General features: G+C 49.7%; 15 protein-coding genes. 2 read left to right on the top strand and 13 right to left on the bottom strand.

The window, feature by feature from the left end:
- Positions 1 to 6: 6 nt before the first annotated feature.
- The 3 genes from IT527_RS09620 to IT527_RS09610 all read right to left on the bottom strand — a co-directional run bounded on the left by IT527_RS09620 (position 7) and on the right by IT527_RS09610 (position 3,480).
- Complete coding sequence (locus IT527_RS09620; protein WP_292968414.1) at positions 7 to 1,302, bottom strand: ATP-binding protein; 1,296 nt, start codon at positions 1,300 to 1,302, stop codon at positions 7 to 9.
- Positions 1,303 to 1,809: 507 nt separating this feature from the next.
- Positions 1,810 to 2,814, bottom strand: a complete 1,005-nt coding sequence (locus IT527_RS09615) for a cytochrome-c peroxidase (protein ID WP_292968412.1) — start codon at positions 2,812 to 2,814, stop codon at positions 1,810 to 1,812.
- 102 nt (positions 2,815 to 2,916) lie between these two features.
- Positions 2,917 to 3,480 carry an RNA pyrophosphohydrolase gene (locus IT527_RS09610; RefSeq protein WP_292968410.1) on the bottom strand — a complete coding sequence of 188 codons (564 nt, stop codon included), beginning with the start codon at positions 3,478 to 3,480 and terminating at the stop codon, positions 2,917 to 2,919.
- Between the two features lie 231 nt (positions 3,481 to 3,711).
- On the opposite strand from IT527_RS09610, the gene IT527_RS09605 reads away from it, so the two are divergent.
- Both IT527_RS09605 and IT527_RS09600 read left to right on the top strand, forming a co-directional pair.
- Complete coding sequence (locus IT527_RS09605; protein WP_292968408.1) at positions 3,712 to 5,418, top strand: proline--tRNA ligase; 1,707 nt, start codon at positions 3,712 to 3,714, stop codon at positions 5,416 to 5,418.
- Positions 5,406 to 6,002 carry a lytic transglycosylase domain-containing protein gene (locus IT527_RS09600; RefSeq protein ID WP_292968406.1) on the top strand — a complete coding sequence of 199 codons (597 nt, stop codon included), beginning with the start codon at positions 5,406 to 5,408 and terminating at the stop codon, positions 6,000 to 6,002. The genes IT527_RS09605 and IT527_RS09600 overlap by 13 nt, the downstream gene beginning before the upstream one ends.
- A gap of 62 nt (positions 6,003 to 6,064) precedes the next feature.
- Here IT527_RS09600 and IT527_RS09595 read toward each other — a convergent pair whose 3' ends face one another.
- The 10 genes from IT527_RS09595 to IT527_RS09550 form a co-directional block, all read right to left on the bottom strand.
- On the bottom strand, positions 6,065 to 6,661 hold the full coding sequence (locus IT527_RS09595) for a TlpA disulfide reductase family protein (RefSeq protein ID WP_292968404.1): 597 nt from the start codon (positions 6,659 to 6,661) through the stop codon (positions 6,065 to 6,067).
- Positions 6,662 to 6,667: 6 nt separating this feature from the next.
- On the bottom strand, positions 6,668 to 8,200 hold the full coding sequence (locus IT527_RS09590) for a 2-isopropylmalate synthase (protein WP_292968401.1): 1,533 nt from the start codon (positions 8,198 to 8,200) through the stop codon (positions 6,668 to 6,670).
- A 236-nt stretch (positions 8,201 to 8,436) separates the two neighbouring features.
- Positions 8,437 to 9,216, bottom strand: coding sequence for a CDP-diacylglycerol--serine O-phosphatidyltransferase (gene pssA / locus IT527_RS09585; protein WP_292968399.1), 780 nt, complete (start codon positions 9,214 to 9,216; stop codon positions 8,437 to 8,439).
- A gap of 29 nt (positions 9,217 to 9,245) precedes the next feature.
- A complete protein-coding gene (locus tag IT527_RS09580; RefSeq protein WP_292968397.1) occupies positions 9,246 to 9,896 on the bottom strand; it encodes a phosphatidylserine decarboxylase in 651 nt (216 codons plus the stop codon).
- 4 nt (positions 9,897 to 9,900) lie between these two features.
- Positions 9,901 to 10,917, bottom strand: coding sequence for a ketol-acid reductoisomerase (gene ilvC / locus IT527_RS09575; RefSeq protein ID WP_292968395.1), 1,017 nt, complete (start codon positions 10,915 to 10,917; stop codon positions 9,901 to 9,903).
- A 90-nt stretch (positions 10,918 to 11,007) separates the two neighbouring features.
- A complete protein-coding gene (gene ilvN, locus IT527_RS09570; RefSeq protein ID WP_292968392.1) occupies positions 11,008 to 11,499 on the bottom strand; it encodes an acetolactate synthase small subunit in 492 nt (163 codons plus the stop codon).
- Positions 11,500 to 11,503: 4 nt separating this feature from the next.
- Entirely contained in the window at positions 11,504 to 13,207 is a 1,704-nt protein-coding gene (locus IT527_RS09565) for an acetolactate synthase 3 catalytic subunit (protein WP_292968390.1), read from the bottom strand.
- Between the two features lie 323 nt (positions 13,208 to 13,530).
- On the bottom strand, positions 13,531 to 14,982 hold the full coding sequence (gene tldD, locus IT527_RS09560) for a metalloprotease TldD (RefSeq protein WP_292968388.1): 1,452 nt from the start codon (positions 14,980 to 14,982) through the stop codon (positions 13,531 to 13,533).
- A gap of 111 nt (positions 14,983 to 15,093) precedes the next feature.
- On the bottom strand, positions 15,094 to 15,957 hold the full coding sequence (locus IT527_RS09555; RefSeq protein WP_292968385.1) for a carbon-nitrogen hydrolase family protein: 864 nt from the start codon (positions 15,955 to 15,957) through the stop codon (positions 15,094 to 15,096).
- A 186-nt stretch (positions 15,958 to 16,143) separates the two neighbouring features.
- A complete protein-coding gene (locus tag IT527_RS09550; protein ID WP_292968382.1) occupies positions 16,144 to 20,061 on the bottom strand; it encodes a YhdP family protein in 3,918 nt (1,305 codons plus the stop codon).

The raw sequence follows: 20,061 nt of genomic DNA, 5'->3' as shown, positions 1-20,061 counted from the left end.
CTTTTGTTATGAAGTACTGGTTGTCCCGTGCAAGACCGGCAGGGTAACATGCGTGCATGCTCCGCCTTCCGGCCGGTTGAATAAACGCACGCTTCCGCCGAAACGTTCGATATTGGTGTTGGCAAGAAACAGCCCGATGCCAAACCCCTGCCCCGGCCCTTTACTGGTAAAAAACGGTTCACCTGCATGTTCAACTGCTTCTGCGTCCAATCCCGGCCCGTCATCAAGAATTTCGAGGTGCAGCTGTGTTTCATCCCAGCAACTGGTAATGGTAACCTGCCGGGTTGATGCATCCGCTGCGTTATTCAGCAGATTCAAAACAGACTGGCTCAGTAAACGGGTATTCATGATAATTGGCGCGGGGCGCACACCATTACACTGATAGGTAAACCGGATTGAAGGACGTATCAGCTGCCATTTATCAATGACTTGCTGCAGAAAATTATCAACCGGCTGGCCACTCCCCTCTTCTACCCGGGACTGCCCGGCATCAGCCAGCAAATGGGTCAATGTCTGTTTACACAGGATAATCTGATCCCGCAGGATACGGATATTGTTCTGAAATTCACTATTTCCGGGAGATTCCTGCTGCAGCTCACCGGTGATAATAGCCATGGTCGATAATGGGGTTCCCAGTTCATGCGCTGCTCCGGCTGCGAGCGTACCCAGTGCAATGATCTGCTCATTCTGCAATGCCTGTTCACGCGATTTGGATAATTCCTTGTCACGATCACGGATGGAAGCATTCATTTTGACGACGAACAGGGTGATCAGTAAGGTGCTCAGCACAAATGTCAGCCACATCCCCGAGACATGCAGGTTAAATTCAAACATGTGACGGCTGTGATCGTCGAGGTGATCATGCGGGAGCGGTATGAACTTGAACAGCAGCGAGGTGTAACAGGAAATGGTGATCGCCGCCATGATCCAGGTGTAGTGCCAGGGCAGTACCGTGGCAGCAATCGTGAGTGGCAGCAAATAAAGCGAGATAAACGGGTTGGTTGAACCGCCACTGAAATACAGCAATGCAGTCAGCCCGGCAACATCTATCAGCAGCTGCGCAAAGAATTCCGGATAGGTCACCGGCCAGGAATAACGTAAACGGATCCAGGTCAGTAAATTCAGAACCGCAAGTACGGTAATTGTCAGAATAATTGCCGTCCATGGCAATTCAAGCTCGATGATGCTGTAAACAACCCAGAAAATAATAATCTGGGAAATGATGGCAATAATCCTGAGCAGAAACAGGCGCTGCAGATTTTTACCGGAAGGAGATTGATTCAGGATGCTGAAAATACCCATTAATCCGCTCTTTTATCCTAAAAACCTCAGTTGAACAGGCAGGAGTGTGCCTTCTTCCTGATGCAGGGCAAGGCGCAACAACGCGAAATGGTCGTTCCCTTCCAAGGAGTTGCAACGCAGCCATGCGCACGGAAAAAGGCACACTCCTGCTCGTAGCAAACTCACCAGAGAGGTGAATACGAAAATGGGAATAAAGTTGAAAATTGTCATGATGTTAAGACAACAAACAAGCGATCAACCGGGGTTTTTAGGTTTATTTTATGCTGTGCTGTAATCCCCGGAATCAGTCACAGCAAATCCATCACTACGATACAGGCACATACGCCATCCCATAATCATGTGCGAGCGCAGTCACAGCAGCGCTTCCCGGAAATCAGGCAGGTGATCTGTACAGAATTTTGGATACCGGAACGAAACAGCCTGGCTGCTTATCTGTCACGAAGGCAGCCAGGCGTACATGCAAGTTACTGCTTAATACTACTCAAGACGGGAATACCTTTCTCAGTATTACTCAAATGGCTGAGGGCGCGGGGTATCGTTGTTGGAAGGTGGCAAAACAGGCAGCTTGAAGTCAGGCTGGTTGCCGGTCAGGGTTTTCAGGAAGGCGACGATCCTGGAAATTTCATCCTTATTGAACTCGCGATTCAACTGTATCCTTCCCATTGTTTCCACAGCCTGCTCCAGTGTTGCTGCCCCACCATCATGGAAGTAGGGGTAGGTCAATTCGATATTTCTCAACACTGGTACTTTGAATACGTTGCGGTCTGCTTCATTACCGGTCACGCCCATCCGGCCCGTAGCCGGATTTTTAGTTTCATAAGGCTTATAGACACCGAATTTCTGGTAAGAATTCCCACCGACAGCCGGCCCGTTATGGCACTGGACACAGCCGCTGCTTTTGAACAGATCATAGCCTTCCAGCTCATTCTGATTTAGTGCATTTTTATCCCCATCCAGCCAGCGATCAAATTTTGAGCCTGGTGTAACCAGGGTTTCCTCAAACTGGGCAATTGCGGTTGTAATGCGATCAATCGTTACCTCATCCGAACCAAATGCCTTTTTGAAATGCGCACGATACTGTGGAATGGAAGCAATCACTTTTTCTGCCATTTCATGGGTGAAGGCCATTTCTTTCGGATTGGCAATCGGACCGGCAGCCTGAGCTTTCAGGTCCTTAGCTCTGCCATCCCAGAATTGCGCCAGATTCATACCGGAATTCAGTACGGTTGGTGCATTGATCGGGCCCTGCTGCCATTTATGACCAATCGAGGTTTTGATATTATCGGTACCTCCCATACTCAGGTTATGGCAGGAGTTGCAGGAAATAAACCCTGATTTGGAAAGCCGGGGATCAAAAAACAGCATTTTTCCCAGCTCTGCCACCTCGGCATTTTCCGGAGTTACCGCTTTAATCGGTTGTATCGGTTCATTGGCAGCCATCGCACCGGCAGATGCAAACATTGCTCCCAGACTTAGTGACAGCAGCGAAACAGTCAATGTACGCTTGATCATTGCACTCTCCTTTTAATTTGAATAATTGTAACGGCTAATATGGCGCAGCCGCCTACGCCTGATAAGAAAGCAGAACAACTTGCAGCCGAACAGGAATGGTGCTCAGCTTTGTCCGGAGCCCGATCGTTTTTCTTCCGGTACTTCAACCGGCTCCGATAACTCTTTGTAAGCCTGATCACTACCCAGTCCGGCCTCGTAATCCAGCAATCGGGAAAGCTCTGTCAATGCCTGGCGATAAACCTGCCGTTTAAATTCAACTACAGACTCCAGCTCAACCCAGTACTGGTTCCAGCGCCAGGCATCAAATTCAGGATGGGCGCAGGTTTTGAGTGATACATCACAATCTCTTCCCAACATGCGCAGCAGAAACCAGATCTGTTTCTGCCCCCGGTAATTTTTACGCCAGTCACGACGGGTCCAGCAGGCTGGTACATCGTAACGCAGCCATTCTCTGGTCCTCCCCAGAATTTCCACATGTGCCGATTGCAGCCCTGTTTCCTCAGCCAGCTCCCGGTACATGGCCTGGGTGGGCGTTTCCCCCGATTTGATCCCGCCTTGTGGAAACTGCCATGAATTTTGTCTGGCACGCTTCCCCCAAAAAACCTGGTTCTTTGAATTCAGGAGGATAATACCGACGTTTGCTCTGTATCCATTACGGTCGATCATCCGATTCACCTGTCAATTTAACTTAATCTATATTGAATTGCCGACAATTTTTCCATATTTTGGTAACGATTTACAGCCACAAAAATTTACAGCAATCAAGATCGTCAGGTTTCCTGCCATTCGCCTCTCTGACCTTTCCGCACAGCGGTCAGATCCCGCCAAAGCACGCCGGATAAAGGTGGTTTCAAGGTAAAATTACCTAATCACCTACTATGATAATGGAATCCCATCATGCGCGTTTCTCAATTCTTCCTTTCTACACTCAAAGAAGCCCCGGCTGAAGCGGAGTTAATCAGTCATCGCCTCATGCTGCGCGCCGGGCTGATCAAGCGCCTGGGCAGCGGATTGTATACCTGGATGCCGCTTGGTCTGAGAATTCTACACAAGATCGAACATATCATCCGCGAGGAAATGAACAACAGTGGCGCTTTAGAACTTTTGATGCCAGCCGTTCATCCGGCCGAACTCTGGCAGGAAACAGGCCGATGGGACGTATTTGGTCCGCAGATGCTGAAAATCCAGGATCGCCACAAGCATGATTTTTGCTTTGGTCCGACACATGAAGAAGTGATTGTTGATATTGCACGCCGTGAAATCAAAAGCTACCGGCAGCTGCCCATCAATTTCTACCAGATTCAAACCAAGTTTCGTGATGAAATCCGTCCACGATTTGGCGTGATGCGTGCGCGGGAATTCATCATGAAAGATGCGTATTCCTTTCATGCCAATGTGGATTGTCTGGAGCAGACCTACCGCCTCATGCAGGAGACATACAGCCGGATTTTTACCCGCATCGGGTTGAAATTCCGTGCAGTCGCTGCTGATACCGGGGCAATAGGCGGCAGCGGATCGCATGAATTTCATGTTCTGGCTGATTCCGGTGAAGATGCCATTGCCTTCTGCCCCGATTCTGACTACGCCGCCAATATTGAACTGGCTGAAGCCGTGGCACATGGTATTCCACGCGAAGAACCGGCAGGAATCATGGAAAAGATTGCCACACCTGATCGTAAATCCTGCCAGGATGTGGCTGAATTCCTGGGTATCCCGGTTGAGCAGACGCTTAAAACACTGGCCGTAACTGCTGGTGAAAAATTCTACCTGTTGCTGTTGCGTGGTGATCATCAACTCAATGAGACTAAAGTCAGAAAAATTCCATCCCTCAGCAATTTTGAATTTGCCGAGGAAAGCAGAATCACTGCTGAAATGGGTTGTCCGCCAGGGTACCTCGGGCCTGTGGGTATAAAAGCAGAAATCATCGCTGATCGGGCCGTGCTGGAAATGAGCAATTTTGCCTGTGGTGCAAATGAAGCAGGCTTTCATCTGCACCAGGTCAATTTCGAGCGTGACCTGCCATTGCCGGATCAGGTTTTTGATATCCGCAACGTGGCAGCAGGTGACCCTTCACCTGACGGGAAAGGCATACTTGAAATTTGCCGGGGCATTGAAGTGGGCCATGTTTTTCAGTTACGCACCAAGTATTCAGAAAAAATGAAGGCAACCTGTCTGGATGAATCCGGGCAAACCCGAATTCTGGAAATGGGCTGTTATGGTATTGGTGTTTCACGCATTGTTGCCGCCGCTATTGAGCAAAACTACGATGAGCGAGGCATTCTGTTTCCACAGGCAATCGCTCCGTTTCAGCTGTCAATCATCCCGGTCGGCTACCATAAGAGCGAACAGGTCCGGACTGAAACCGAGAAACTTTATCAGGCCTGTCGTGCAGCGAATATCGAAGTATTACTGGATGATCGCGAAGAAAGGCCGGGTGTAATGTTTGCTGATCAGGAACTGGTCGGGATTCCACATCGTATTGTAATTGGCGAACGGAATCTGCGAGACGGAGTGGTGGAATACCAGGGGCGTATGGATAAAACGCCCCGTATGCTCTCATTACAGGAAATTATTCCCGTCATCAAGGAAATATGTGGCGACTGATATATTCATTATTATTTTTAATCATTCCAGGCACAGTTACAGCTGGCGCACAGGTTTATGAGCCACTATCGGCCAGCACCCGCACTGTGCTGCAACGTTCTGTCAGCGACCGGGCCGTACCCATGCTTGTCACCCTTCCGGGACCTGAAGCCAGAGACTGGCTGGACAGTATGGCAGAACGTCTGGAAAAACGGATCCCGAATATGGAAGAGCGCAGGGCGTTCCTGATTACTGTTCACTACGAAGCCACCCGCGCCGGGCTTGACCCTGAACTGGTACTGAGCATCATTCAGGTGGAAAGCAACTTTAGAAAATATGCTGTTTCTTCTGCGGGCGCGCGCGGGTTTATGCAGGTGATGCCGTTCTGGGTGGATATGATCGGCAATCCGGAACACAATCTGTTTCATCTGCGTGTCAATTTGCGTTATGGCTGTACGATTCTGCGCCACTACCTTGATCTGGAGCAAGGTGATTATTTCAGAGCACTGGGCAGATACAACGGCAGCCTGGGGAAAGCCGAGTATCCCAACCTGATATTCAATGCCTGGCGACGCAACTGGGTTTACCAGGTTGCTGCAAAGTAACTGTAAGATTTACGGGTGATACTGACTGGTAATCCAGGCTGATAACACTGACTGATATTATTTCAGCGGGCCTTTCCAATAAAATTCTCAATTTCGGTACGCGTAATCAGACCGATTTTTCTGGCAGCCGGCCTACCTTGAGGGTCATATAGGTACGTACTTGGCAGCAGTGAGATCTCATCGCCGAGCTGAGCAACCGAGGCTCTGTCACCCAGTACAACCGGATAAGGAATTGTCATCTTATCCACAAACTTCAGAACATCCCGTGCATCATCGTATTCCATGGCAATACCGATGATAACAATATCGTTTCTTTCCCTGGACAGTTCAGACAGGTCCGGAATTTCCCTCAAACAGGGCGGGCACCATGTCGCCCAGAAATTGATCAGTACCCACTTTCCTTTATAGCCGGATAAAGTGTGAGTTTTACCTGTGCTATCTTCGAAACTGAAATCGTAGGCTTCAGCCCCCTGAGCAAACAGGCATAAAACAGCAAATACCAGAGAAAAAACAACACACTTCTGCTGAATTATGCCAATGATTGTGCGGGTACCTCTAACAGCGGGTTCTGCAGATAAATCATGGTGTTGTGTTGCATGATATTCACTGCTGCATTTATCTGCCACACTCTGCACGGCCGGATTCTTAAAAGTACCCATTTATTCTTAAACCTGTGGATGCGTCCGTTCCAGGCTGGAGTGCAGTTTATTGCAGGCACTCAGATAAGCCTTGGCCGAAGCTGTAATGATATCCGTATCGGCCCCATGCCCATTGACGATACGCCCGGCTTTCTGCAGGCGGACTGTCACTTCACCCTGGGCATCTGTCCCGCTGGTGATATTGTTAACAGAGTACAGCTGCAGTTCTGCCCTGCTGTCCAATATTTTCTCGATAGCACGAAATGCTGCATCCACCGGGCCACTCCCCTCTGATTCAGCCTGCTGTTCGCTGTTGCCTATAGCAATCACCACCCGGGCAAATGGCATTTCTCCTGTTTCGCTGCGTGCAGCCAGTGATAACAGGCGATAATATTCCTCGGGAACCTGAGCCTCATCTGAAACAAGCGCATGCAGATCTTCATCAAAGATCTCGTGCTTTTTATCCGCGAGATCCTTGAAGCGCATAAACATGGCATTCAGTTTCTCTTCTGATTCCAATTCGATTCCCAGATCTTTCAAGCGACTGCGAAACGCATTCCGGCCGGAATGTTTACCCAGCAGCAGCTTATTTGCCCCCCAGCCCACATCTTCAGCACGCATAATTTCATAGGTTTCACGATGCTTAAGTACGCCATCCTGATGAATACCTGATTCATGTGCAAACGCATTGGCACCGACAATCGCCTTGTTAGGCTGTACCGGAAACCCGGTAATCCCCGACACCAGCTTGCTGGAGGGTACGATCTGCGTGGTATCAATACGTGTATCACACGGGAAATAATCCTGCCGGGTACGTACTGCCATTACAATTTCTTCCAGTGCAGCATTACCGGCGCGTTCGCCCAAACCATTAATCGTACATTCCACCTGACGCGCACCATTCATAACGGCAGACAGTGAGTTGGCCACTGCCAGACCAAGATCATTATGACAATGAACTGAGAAAACGGCTTTGTCAGAGTTGGGAATACGTTCACGCAGTGTGCGGATCAGCGCACCAAACTGGTCCGGCATGGTGTATCCCACTGTATCCGGAATATTCAGCGTCCGCGCACCTGCATCGATCACAGCTTCCAGTACCTGGCAAAGAAAATCAATCTCTGACCGGCCGGCATCTTCAGGAGAAAATTCAACGTTATCTGTATATTGCTGCGCCCACTTCACTGCCTTTACCGCCTGCTCAATCACCTGCTCAGGTGACATGCGCAACTTATTTTTCATATGAATCGGGGAAGTGGCGATAAAGGTATGGATACGCACATTCTGATTCACCTGCAAAGCCTCGCCGGCACGATTGATATCGGCCTCGATGGCACGGGCAAGTCCACATACCGTGCTGTTGCTCACCACCTCTGCCACTGCCCTGACTGCTTCAAAATCTCCCTTTGATGCCGCCGGGAAACCAGCCTCGATCACATCCACTCCCATGCGCTCCAGCTGCCTGGCAATACGCACTTTTTCCTCCATAGTCATGGAGGCACCAGGGCTTTGCTCCCCGTCACGCAACGTTGTATCAAAAATAACCAGACGCTCTTTCATTGTTCCACTCCACTATTATTTTGACTGAATCAGGACGGTCGGCTGTTATGTCAGCCTTTATACTTCAAGACAGATTGAGAAATAATTGAAATATTAGCGCGCAAGGCGCAGCAGTCGAACAGTCAAAAACAACAGGGCTGCCGAGTAGAAAGAATGGAAGGAGAAGACAGTTTCAGTAAATTGCATCATGCCGGCAAATATAAAGTGTTTACCTTCATTGCGCAACCGGCAGATATTCAAGATTCTTTACGGATTTCACTGCGTTTTCTATTCTTGTAGAACCGCCAGATTTTCATACCGTACCCGGATAAGGCATAGGATAAAAAAATTCCGAACAATACCAGCGGGGGGTGGCTTGGAATCAGTACAAAAATAAACAAAAGCAGTAACACAACCACAAAAAAAGAAGCTTTCTTTTGCAGGTTGATTTCCTTGCCGCTGTAATACGGAATATTGGTTACCATAGTCAATCCGGCAAATAACGTCATTAACCAGGCCAGCCAGGCTATATTGGCAGCGGCCACCTGAAAATCCAGCGCTACCCAGATCACCCCGGCAATCAAAGCAGCCGCAGCCGGGCTGGGTAACCCCTGAAAAAATCGCTTATCAATCACTTCAACAGTGACATTGAAACGAGCCAGTCGCAATGCAGCACAAGCACAATAAATGAATGCGGCAATCCAGCCCAGTTTTCCCAGATCTTTCAGCGCCCATTCATATACGATCAGCGCGGGCGCTGTCCCGAATGAAACCATATCGGACAAACTGTCGTACTCTGCACCAAATTCACTTTGCGTATGTGTCAGACGGGCTACCCGGCCATCCAGGCCATCAAATACCATAGCCACAAAAACAGCAATAGTGGAATGCTCGTAATGGCCGTTCATAGCCTGCACAATCGCATAAAAACCGGAGAACAACGCTGCGGTGGTAAAAAGATTGGGTAGCAGATATATCCCCCGTCTTTTCCATCGCAGCTTTACAACCGATATTCGTTCTGAATCAGATTCCCGCATAAATGAAAATGGATTCCAGTCTAAAAATGTCAGTGAAATTCCGCCAGTACTGTTTCGGTAGCACGAACCTTATCTCCAATTCTGACATTAACCTTTGTTCCCAGCGGAAGATAGACATCCACCCGTGAACCAAAACGAATGAAGCCGAAACGCTGCCCACGGGCAAGGTGCTCTCCGGACCGGGCATGACAGACAATCCGTTTTGCAACCAGGCCTGCTATTTGCACACAAATCACATCCTGTCCGCCATCAGCCCTGATCCACAAGGCATTTCGTTCATTCTCCAGCGAAGCTTTGGGCAGGCTTGCATTAAGAAAACTCCCGGGAAAGTACCATTTATTACGTATTTCACCATCCACCGGGCTTCGGTTTGAGTGTACGTTAAAGATATTCATGAAAACACTGATTTTCAGTGCTTCACGTGAAAGAAACGGGTCCCGGACCTGATCTACGGCAACAATTCGCCCATCAGCCGGAGCAAGTACAGCCCCGGCAAGATCGGGAATCACCCGTGAAGGATCACGAAAAAACTGCAGAATAAACAGTGCAATCAACCAGAATGGCAGTGCCCATTGCCAGTCTGCCAGATACTGCACCAGTAATGCCGTAACAAACGCGCCAGTAATAAAGGGCCAACCTTCACGCGCAATAACCGGATGCGGATAGTAGGAAGTCGACATACGCTCAGTTCTTCGCCTGATCGACCAGCTTGTTCTTTTTGATCCATGGCATCATGTCACGTAACTTGGCGCCCACTGTTTCAATCGGGTGCTCTGAGGCAATACGGCGGCTTGATTTGAGTACGGGCGCACCTGCGCGATTTTCCAGAATAAACTCACGCGCATACTCGCCTGTCTGAATTTCACGCAAGATTTTACGCATTTCATTACGGGTAGCATCCGTGATAATGCGAGGCCCTCTGGATACGTCACCATATTCCGCATTGTTGGATACGGAATAACGCATATTGGCAATACCACCTTCATAAATCAGATCCACAATCAGCTTGACCTCGTGCAGGCACTCAAAATAAGCCATTTCCGGAGCGTAGCCGGCTTCAACCAATGTTTCAAAACCAGCCTGGATCAGTGATGTTAAACCGCCACATAATACAACCTGCTCTCCAAACAGATCTGTTTCTGTCTCTTCCTTGAAAGTAGTTTCAATTACACCTCCGCGCGTGCCGCCATTTGCAGCTGCATAGGACAGTGCCAGGTCACGCGCTTTACCGGACTTATCCTGATGAACGGCAATCAGAGAGGGAACACCGCCACCCTGGGTATACGTAGAACGTACCAAATGACCTGGTCCCTTGGGAGCAATCATAATTACATCCAGATCTTCGCGCGGAATAACCTGGCCATAATGAATGTTAAAACCATGTGCAAAGGCCAGTGTGGCATTTTTTTTCAGAGCAGGCTCAATTTCCGTCTGGTAAACCGACGCTATTTGTTCATCAGGCAGCAGCAGCATAACGATGTCGGCATCTTTGACAGCAGTACTCACTTCCTTTACGGTCAGGCCGGCTTTTTTCGCTTTATCCCAGGAAGCACCATCCTTGCGCAGGCCGATGGTAACCTTGACTCCCGAATCATTCAGGTTGTTAGCGTGTGCATGTCCTTGCGAACCATAGCCAATAATGGCAACTTTCTTCTTTTTGATGAGGGACAGGTCCGCATCCTTATCGTAATAAACTTTCATTATTTTCCTTCCAGAGTATTGAATGCAGCCACATCTGGCGATGTGGCCCATCGATGAAATCAGAATCCGCCGTCAGATTCCGGTAAAAATTTACAACTTTAAAATCCGCTCTCCGCGGCTGAGACCCGAAACCCCCGTTCTGGCTATTTCCAGAATCAGGTTATGATCTATTGCCTGCAAAAATCCATCCAGTTTTGACCGGGTTCCGGTAAGCTCGATAGTGTAGATTTTATCGGTAACATCAATGATATTGCCTCGAAATATATCAGTAAGCCGCTTCAATTCTTCGCGATCTTCACCCACTGCTCTTACCTTTACCAGCATAAGCTCACGTTCAACGTAACCCTCATCAACCAAATCAACCAGTTTGACAACTTCAATCAGCTTGTTGAGCTGTTTGGTAATCTGTTCAACGATTTCATCCGGCCCGTTAGTAACCAGCGTCATACGGGATAGTGTCGGATCTTCTGTCGGAGCAACGGACAGGGACTCAATATTGTAACCACGAGCAGAAAACAGGCCCGCCACTCGCGACAAAGCACCTGCCTCGTTTTCCATTAACAAAGAAATTATGTGTCGCATACCGTTATACCAGGATCATCTCGGATAAACCCTTACCACCAGGCACCATTGGAAAAACATTTTCGGTTTGGTCCGTAATGAAATCCATAAATACCAGCTGTTTATCCAGTTTAAAAGCTTCTCTTAAAGCGCCATCAATATCTTCCGGCTTATCAATCCGCATCCCGACATGTCCATAGCTTTCGGCCAGTTTGACAAAATCAGGCAGCGCATCCATGTAGGATTCAGCGTAACGGTTGCCATGAAAAAATTCCTGCCATTGCCGTACCATCCCCATGTAGCGGTTATTCAAATTAATAATCTTGATGGGCAAATGATACTGCCTGCAGGTGGACAGCTCCTGGATACACATCTGGATACTCGCTTCTCCGGTAATGCAGGCAACCGTGCTGCCTGGATTGGCTATCTGCACCCCCATGGCAGATGGCAGACCAAACCCCATCGTACCCAGGCCACCAGAATTGATCCAGCGGCGCGGCTTATCAAATTTATAAAACTGTGCCGCCCACATTTGGTGCTGACCGACATCGGATGTGATAAATGCATCCCCGCCAGTTATTTCATATAGTTTCTCCACTACCAGCTGCGGTTTGATAACGCTGGCTGCACGATCGTATCTCAGACAATCCCGCGCTCGCCATAACTCAATCTGTTCCCACCATTTACACATGGCATGCGCATCAGCTGCTTCTCTTCCAGCCTTCAACTGAGCAATCAGTTCCTTTAATACGGCAGACACACTGCCAACAATCGGCACATCCACTTTGACACGTTTGGAAATCGACGATGGATCTATATCAATATGGATAATCTTCCGTTCTTCGCTGTAAAAATGTTTAGGGTTGCCAATGACACGATCATCAAAACGGGCACCCACTGCGATCAGCACATCGCAGTACTGCATCGCCATATTAGCTTCATAGGTGCCATGCATACCTAACATACCGACAAACTGCCGATCTGTTGCCGGATAGCCTCCCAGCCCCATAAGCGTACTGGTACAGGGAAAATCCAGCATCCGCACAAACTCTGTCAATTCCGGCGCAGCATTATCCAGAATCACCCCGCCACCAGAATAAACCATGGGCCGCTTGGCTTCCAGGATCATCTGGGCAGCTTTCTTGATCTGCTGAAAATCGCCGCTGGTTACTGGCGAATAGGAACGCAAAGAAACACTGTTAGGGTAGTGAAATTCCGTTTTTTGCTGAGTCACATCTTTAGGAATATCCACCAGCACAGGCCCCGGGCGACCAGTTGATGCAATATAAAAAGCCTTTTTGATGGTTGTCGCCAGCTCCGATATATCTTTTACCAGAAAATTATGTTTAACGCAGGGGCGTGTAATTCCTACTGTATCCACTTCCTGGAAAGCATCCTGTCCGATGGCAGCAGTAGGTACCTGCCCGCTGATGATTACCATGGGAATTGAATCCATGTAGGCGGTAGCAATGCCTGTTATCGCATTGGTTACCCCCGGGCCGGATGTTACCAGTGCCACGCCAACTTTATTGCTGGAGCGCGCGTAACCATCTGCCGCATGGAGAGCAGCCTGTTCATGACGAACCAGAATATGCTTGACTTTATCCTGTTTGAACAATTCGTCGTACAGAAACAATACGGCACCACCGGGATAACCAAAGATGTGGGTTACGCCTTCTTCCTGCAGACAGCGTATCGTAATTTCAGCACCTGTCAGTTCAGTACTCATGCCAGGGAATCCTCAGATGCAAAATAATCTTTCTTCATCTTGTCGTTAGAATCAGTATTTGCCTTGTATTGATTGTCAATTACAAAGCCGGAAAATAGAAAACACCCCGCACCCGGAACTTCCAGCTTCCTGAAAGAAAAAATGAGCAGCCATCATTCGATTAACCGAAGAGGGAACCCATCTTATATCTTCTTTATCAGCCGCGAAAAATACAGGGCACGAGCTGGCCAACACCCGCTATATGTTACTAGGATTACAGATTTACTTCCCGTAAATATCTCAGCACACCCAGAGTGGTTCTGACCAGGCCCGGTATACGGGGACTACCCGTTCGTTCCTCCAACCGTCAAACCATCAATCCGCAAAGTCGGCTGCCCAACCCCTACCGGTACACTCTGCCCTTCCTTGCCACAGGTACCGACACCGGGATCCAGCGCCAGATCGTTACCAATCATGGAAACACGAGTCAGTACGTCCGGCCCGTTACCAATCAGGGTAGCCCCTTTTACCGGATAGGTGATTTTACCATTTTCAATCATATAGGCTTCCGCAGCAGAGAATACGAATTTGCCACTGGTGATATCAACCTGCCCGCCACCAAAATTGACCGCGTACAAACCCTGTTTGACGGAAGCGATGATTTCCTCCGGATCTCTGTCACCATTTAACATACAGGTATTGGTCATGCGCGGCATGGGGATATGTGCAAATGATTCACGCCTGCCGTTACCGGTAACCGGCTGGTTCATCAGCCTGGCATTCAGACTGTCCTGCAGATAGCCTCTGAGTATGCCATCCTCAATCAGCATAGTGCATTGCGTCGGGTTACCTTCATCATCCATATTCAGTGATCCGCGGCGATCACGTATCGTACCGTCGTCAACCACTGTCACGCCTGGCGCCGCCACCCGTTCACCGATCCGGCCGGAAAAAGCCGAGCTTCCTTTCCGGTTGAAATCGGCTTCAAGGCCATGCCCAATTGCCTCGTGCAGCAAAATACCCGGCCAGCCACTACCCAGCACAACTGTCATACTTCCCGCAGGTGCCGGTTTTGCAGCCAGATTCGCCAGTGCCTGGCGAACTGCTTTCTGAGCATAATCCTGCAATACAGCATCAGTGAAATAGGCGTAACCGAAACGCCCGCCCCCGCCAGAGACTCCCTGCTCCCGCAGGCCATTTTCTTCAACAATCACTTGGAGCGATACCCGTACCAGTGGCCGTACATCGGAGGCAAGCAGCCCGTCACTGCGCACCACCATCACAACCTCGTACTCCCCTGACAGCGAAGCCATAACCTGAATAACCCGTTTATCCAGTGCACGTGCAAACCCCTCCAGCCGTTCGAGCATGCTGATCTTGTCAGCATCCCCGCAAAGTGCAACGGGATCCAGAGAGGGATAATATAAAGCCTGTCTGGCAGTATTTCCCGATAACTTCGTGATATGTGCCTGTGCTCCACCGCCTTGAGCAGCAATCGCACGCGTTGCACGGGCAGCAGAAATCAGCGCCTGATTACTGATATCGTCCGAGTAGGCAAAAGCGGTTTTTTCACCACTGACTGCACGCACCCCAACTCCCTGATCGATATTAAAGCTGCCTGATTTAACGATACCTTCTTCCAGCACCCAGCCCTCCGACCGGCTGTACTGAAAATAAATATCCGCATAATCAATCTGATGAGAGTGAATATGCCCGAACACATCCTGCAGCCTGTCCGTGTTCAGCTCATAAGGGGCCAGTAAATACTGATCGGCAATCGCAAATGAATCCATCATTCCGGAGATACACTTAATAAAAAATCAATAAACAGGCCGCTGCTGAGTTGAACAACAGCGGCCTGTCTGCAGAAAAATCAAAATAGCATCAAAATTAGATGCAGGGTTCACTTAACAGGCGAGCAGGCAACGATGTTCCAGAGCCGGCAAACTCGCCCGTACACTTAGCTGATAACTGCGGTCAATTTCAGCAACGACCACACCGGATCCGCGTGGCAGACGATCGATAACAACACCCCACGGGTCAACAATCATACTGTCGCCATTGGTCTCCCGTCCGTTCACATGAAACCCTCCCTGTGCAGGCGCAACCAGATAAGCCTGATTCTCAATAGCACGCGCCCGAATCAGCGTCTCCCAATGTGCTTTACCGGTAATCGCAGTGAATGCAGCGGGTGCCAGAATGATATCAACTTTACCCATCATACGGTAAAGCTCCGGGAAACGCAGATCGTAACAGATCGAAAGTCCCATCCGCCCGAAAGGCGAATCAAGTGCAACCACCCGGTTACCTGCATCGATGGTCTTTTCTTCCGCAAAATTCTCGTTACCCATCGATAACCCAAACAGGTGGATCTTATCGTAGCGTGCCACCTGCTGGCCGTGCTCATCGTAAACCAGGCAGCTGTTATAAACCTTGTTTGATACCGGCGAAACCAGCGGTACTGATCCGCCCACCAGCCAGATACCGAATCGCCTGGCTGTTTCACTCAAGAAATTCTGAACTTCCCCTTCACCGGGATTTTCACGTACCGCCAGCTTGTCCGTATCCTTCATTCCCATAATACAGAAATATTCCGGCAGCACCACCAGCCTGGCCTGCCTGGCAGCCGCCTCCTCAATCAGACGAAAAGCCTCTTCAAGATTGGCTGAAACACTCGGACCAGAAGCCATCTGAACAGCTGCCACCTTTATTTTGGCATGCTCACCTGCCCCGGAACGGGTTGCCTGATCAGTACGAACCTCAGCTGACATGATTTTTACCCTCCCCGTATCTATTGTCCGCCAACAAAAATACTGCTCTTAATCCTATCTTCAAACCGCTCATATTGGGCTTCCTCTTCCCCAGGTTATATTCCAAAGTGGAGAAACTGCACTTCACCACCATTATTTTGTATTCTGACCCGATTCCAGAACGGATTCAGGATCCTCTGAAAAACGCTAGTGAGGCAGGCCTTGCGGCCGCCCGGCCCCGCCACTCTCCTCATTCAGCCTGGCGACTACCGGATCACTCCAGCTCCCGGTGATCTCATATTCATTGAGCAACACCCGGTCAAAAGGATCCCGCAAGGTTCTGCTGGCAATCATGGCGGCAATTCCGGCAATCGGTGTTGCCAATCCCAACGAAGGAAACACTTTCAGATTCAAGGCCTGTGTTTCATTCACCAGATCCAGTTTCCCGCTTAAAGCAAGCTCTGCCGCACTCCCTGATATGTACAGATTATCAACCGAAGCAATACCATTCCGGATGTTGATAAGGCCACTCAACTCATCAAATCCAAAACCCTTACCGAATACATCATAAAAATCCAGCATCAGTCTGCGAGGCAGGGATTTCAGATCAAAAATCCCCAGTAATCTGGCAATGCCGGGTTTCAATTCTGTAAACTGCCCGTGCTGCGCATCCAGCTGCAGGCTGCCGGACAATGTCGGAAGATCAGGTGATGATGGTTTCCCCGCCCAATTCAGATCACCTTCCAGCACCCCTTCGCCGCGAGCAATACGCCCCGGATAACCGTGACGCTTAAGTAACTTTCCAATATTGCCGGATTGCAGCCGGATATGACTGTACATCCGATAAGGTGGTACATGATTTTCCCACAACCCATTTGCCAGCAACCTGCTGTCCGGATGCCGGATATCCAGATTTTCCACCAGCCAGCCATCCTTTCTTTGTACAGCGCTGAGTTTGAGCTGGCCCAGCCGCCCCTCTTTTGCAAACAGTTCATCAGCTTCAATATCCAGAGCCGGCCAATCCCCGGGAGATTCCTGCGTTTGTGATATAAAAGTATTTATCGGAGCATTTTCGGGAATTTTTAACCGGTTTAAACGTGCCACAACTTTCTGCGGTTCTGCCGTGTGCCAGATTATTTTGCCATCGGCTTCCTGACCGGAAACATGTACCCGCCAGGTTTCACCCGCCCTTTCACCTGACAGTGCAACATCATTAAAAATACTGGACAGAAACTCAGCCTGGTCAATTTTCAGGTCAAATTGCAGCGATCTCGTCAAAATATTATCCAGTCCACGAGCATCATGATCGAGCGAAACATCCATCCCGGCATGCCATTTGAACAATGTCCGCAACTGATCCCACTGCAGGCGAGGAATGGAGCCTTCGATCCGGGTTATCTTATCCTGCGGCAATGTACCATGCCCGCCAAAGCGGATAATTCCGCGTACAGGATGATAAAAATGTGTCTTCTCGTGAATACGCTGAAACTCCGCCGTCAGGGAATCGCCATAATGAAAGCGCAAAAAATCATCGTGCGGCGAGGTAAAAATCTTCTCCAGCCGCATGGGAACTGCCCGGGCTGCCGGTTTGGAAAACGGTGCCGGAAACGTCAACTCCACACCCTCCAGTGAAGATTCGATCACGATGCCAACCTTATTCCGCTCAACATCAACCGCAACCTGCCAGTCCGAAGCGCCATGTGCAAACTGCGTCCACAGTTGCGACAACTGAATTGATTTAACCGGCGAATCTTCTGACCGGAAACGCTCAAAATCTGCCCGACCCCTGGCAGAAATTCGTATCCCTCCCTCGGGTAATGGCGAGGAAAAAATATCAACCGGACCTCCCAGCAGCCGGGCATGCATATCTTCCAGCACGACACCTGATTCGCTGAAAATCAGCGAGCCATTGACCTTGTCAAAATCAGGCACATAACGATCAAAGTCAATCCGGTTATCTTTAAACTGGTAGCGCCCCTGCAGCCTGGTAACAGAAAATTTTTCCCGGGCTGCTGACAACACCACATCTGCCTGCAACTGCCCTTTTCCGGAAAACCCGGTTCGCTTCAGCAGTTCATTCACATGCTGATCGACGGCCATCCTGCTTAACAGGGCAGCCATCTCCGCGCTTTCTCCTTCCGCCACACCCCGTATTCTGATTTCCGGGCGATCAGCATGCCAGTCATCCGTCTGCAGGGTAAATTTCTGCAAACCAATACCAGCGACACTGGCAGCAGAAAATGACAAATTAACCTCCCCTTCCTGTTTTGAAACCCGTCCGGTTACCCCGGATATTTCCGGCCAGTCACCCGGTATTCTGATCTCGGCATTATGGATGGCAGCCTCTGCATTTATAGAGAAATCATGATTTTTGCCGGTAAATTCACCATGCAGCGGTCCCCTGATATGAAATTTCGCATCACTTACCTGACCTGATACAGCCGCTCCGCTCAGCCTGCTTTTCCAGGCATTACCGGCCACCCAGGTGATATTTCTCTCCAGCAGCTGCAGATCGCCTTGTGACACACTTCCCGCCAGATCAACCTGTGCGGGCACATCCTTGCCAAAGATATAACTCCCCTGCAAAGAACCACTGCCGGCGTCATTTTTGAAAGCAATATTACTAAACTTGATTCGGGTCGCCTCATGATCAGCGGCAGTTTTCCAGTCCAGCCGCCCGGTTAGCGTATCAAAACGGAGTTTTTCTTCCTGTTGTCGAGGTTTGCTGATTGCTGCATTCTTTGAAGACAGGAACAGTGATCCTCCTGTTTCGCTTGCATCAATTACCCCGCTGAGCCCACTGAATGCAGGGTAGTCATCCAATGACCGTACCGCAATATCACTGAAACCGGCATTGATCCGGAAAGGTGATTTTTGTGTCCAGTCACCTTGCCACTTGAGGTTGACGTGCTTCACCGTTCCGCGTGCAGACAACCCTGACAACAGCTTATGCAAGCCGTCTTTTACCGGCAAACTGGCCGCCAGCCGGGTCAGCACGCTCATATCCAACCCTTCCGCCTGCAGACTGTATTCAGACAGGGTCGGATCTTTACGGTCCAGTACGTGTAAAGAAATATTTGTCAGCGCAGTCAGCGGCAAGCCGTTAAAACCGATTTTCAAATCCCGGGAAAACCACTGCTGATCTATTCCCTTTACCTTCCCTTTCACCACCTCCTTTACCTCATCGCCCCTCTGCCATCCTCCCCGGCCGGACAGCCAGCTGAGCTCCATCGCCGGCAAATGCCGGGCAAACTGAATAGTTGCATTTTGCAAACTGATATCCGACACCCACCTTGTAAAGCTGCCAGCATGAATATCTGTCCAGGCCCGCATGCTGCCTTTACCTTTTTTCAGAGACAGCTCTGCCGGCAATATCATCCATTTTTGCCAGCTTTCCAGGTCAAAATCCCGTAACTCAACAAACAGTCGTCCCTGCCAGCCTGATAACGCACGGATAGCATCAGTAACAAAATCACCCCGTATCTCTGCCCGTGAAAACAAAGGACTGGATGATCCGGCCTGTAACCCGAACTGATGGCGCTTTCCCCAGCGTGTATTCTGCAAATACAGGCTGACCGACTCAAAATAATGCACCGGCCGCTGGTGCAACTCATCCTGCCAGTAAACAGTGGCCTGTTTGACGATCAAACGCCGCTGACGCAGCAGCCAGTCTAAAAACCCGCTCTCCTGCCGGTTTTCACTCAGGGCGACCCCCGCAATATGCCAGATCCCTTCCGTATCCCGGCGCGTTACCAGCGCAGGCCGATCAATTACAATTTCATGAAAATTGAGCTCACCGCGCAGCAGTGACCGCCACGAAACTGTGCCCTCTATTTCCGGGAATACCAGTACCGGATTACCCAGCCGATCTGACACACTCACTCCCTGCATCGACAGATGCGGGCGCAGTCCATCCCAGTCAGCCTTAATCGCATCAATCTGTACCGGCTGCCCGGCAACATCAGTAACAGCGGCAGCAATATCAGAACGATACCTTCCAATATCAGGCAAAATCCAGTAACGCATTGCAAGCAACAGCAGGCCGGCCAGCATTAACCCCAGCAGCAGCCCTCTGCCTGCCCGGCTCAACCCAATGGCACAAAGACGCAAAAAAGAATGCGGCAT

The organism is Nitrosomonas sp. (assembly GCF_020852615.1).
Lineage (GTDB): Bacteria > Pseudomonadota > Gammaproteobacteria > Burkholderiales > Nitrosomonadaceae > Nitrosomonas.
This window is presented reverse-complemented; position numbering and strand designations above follow the sequence as displayed.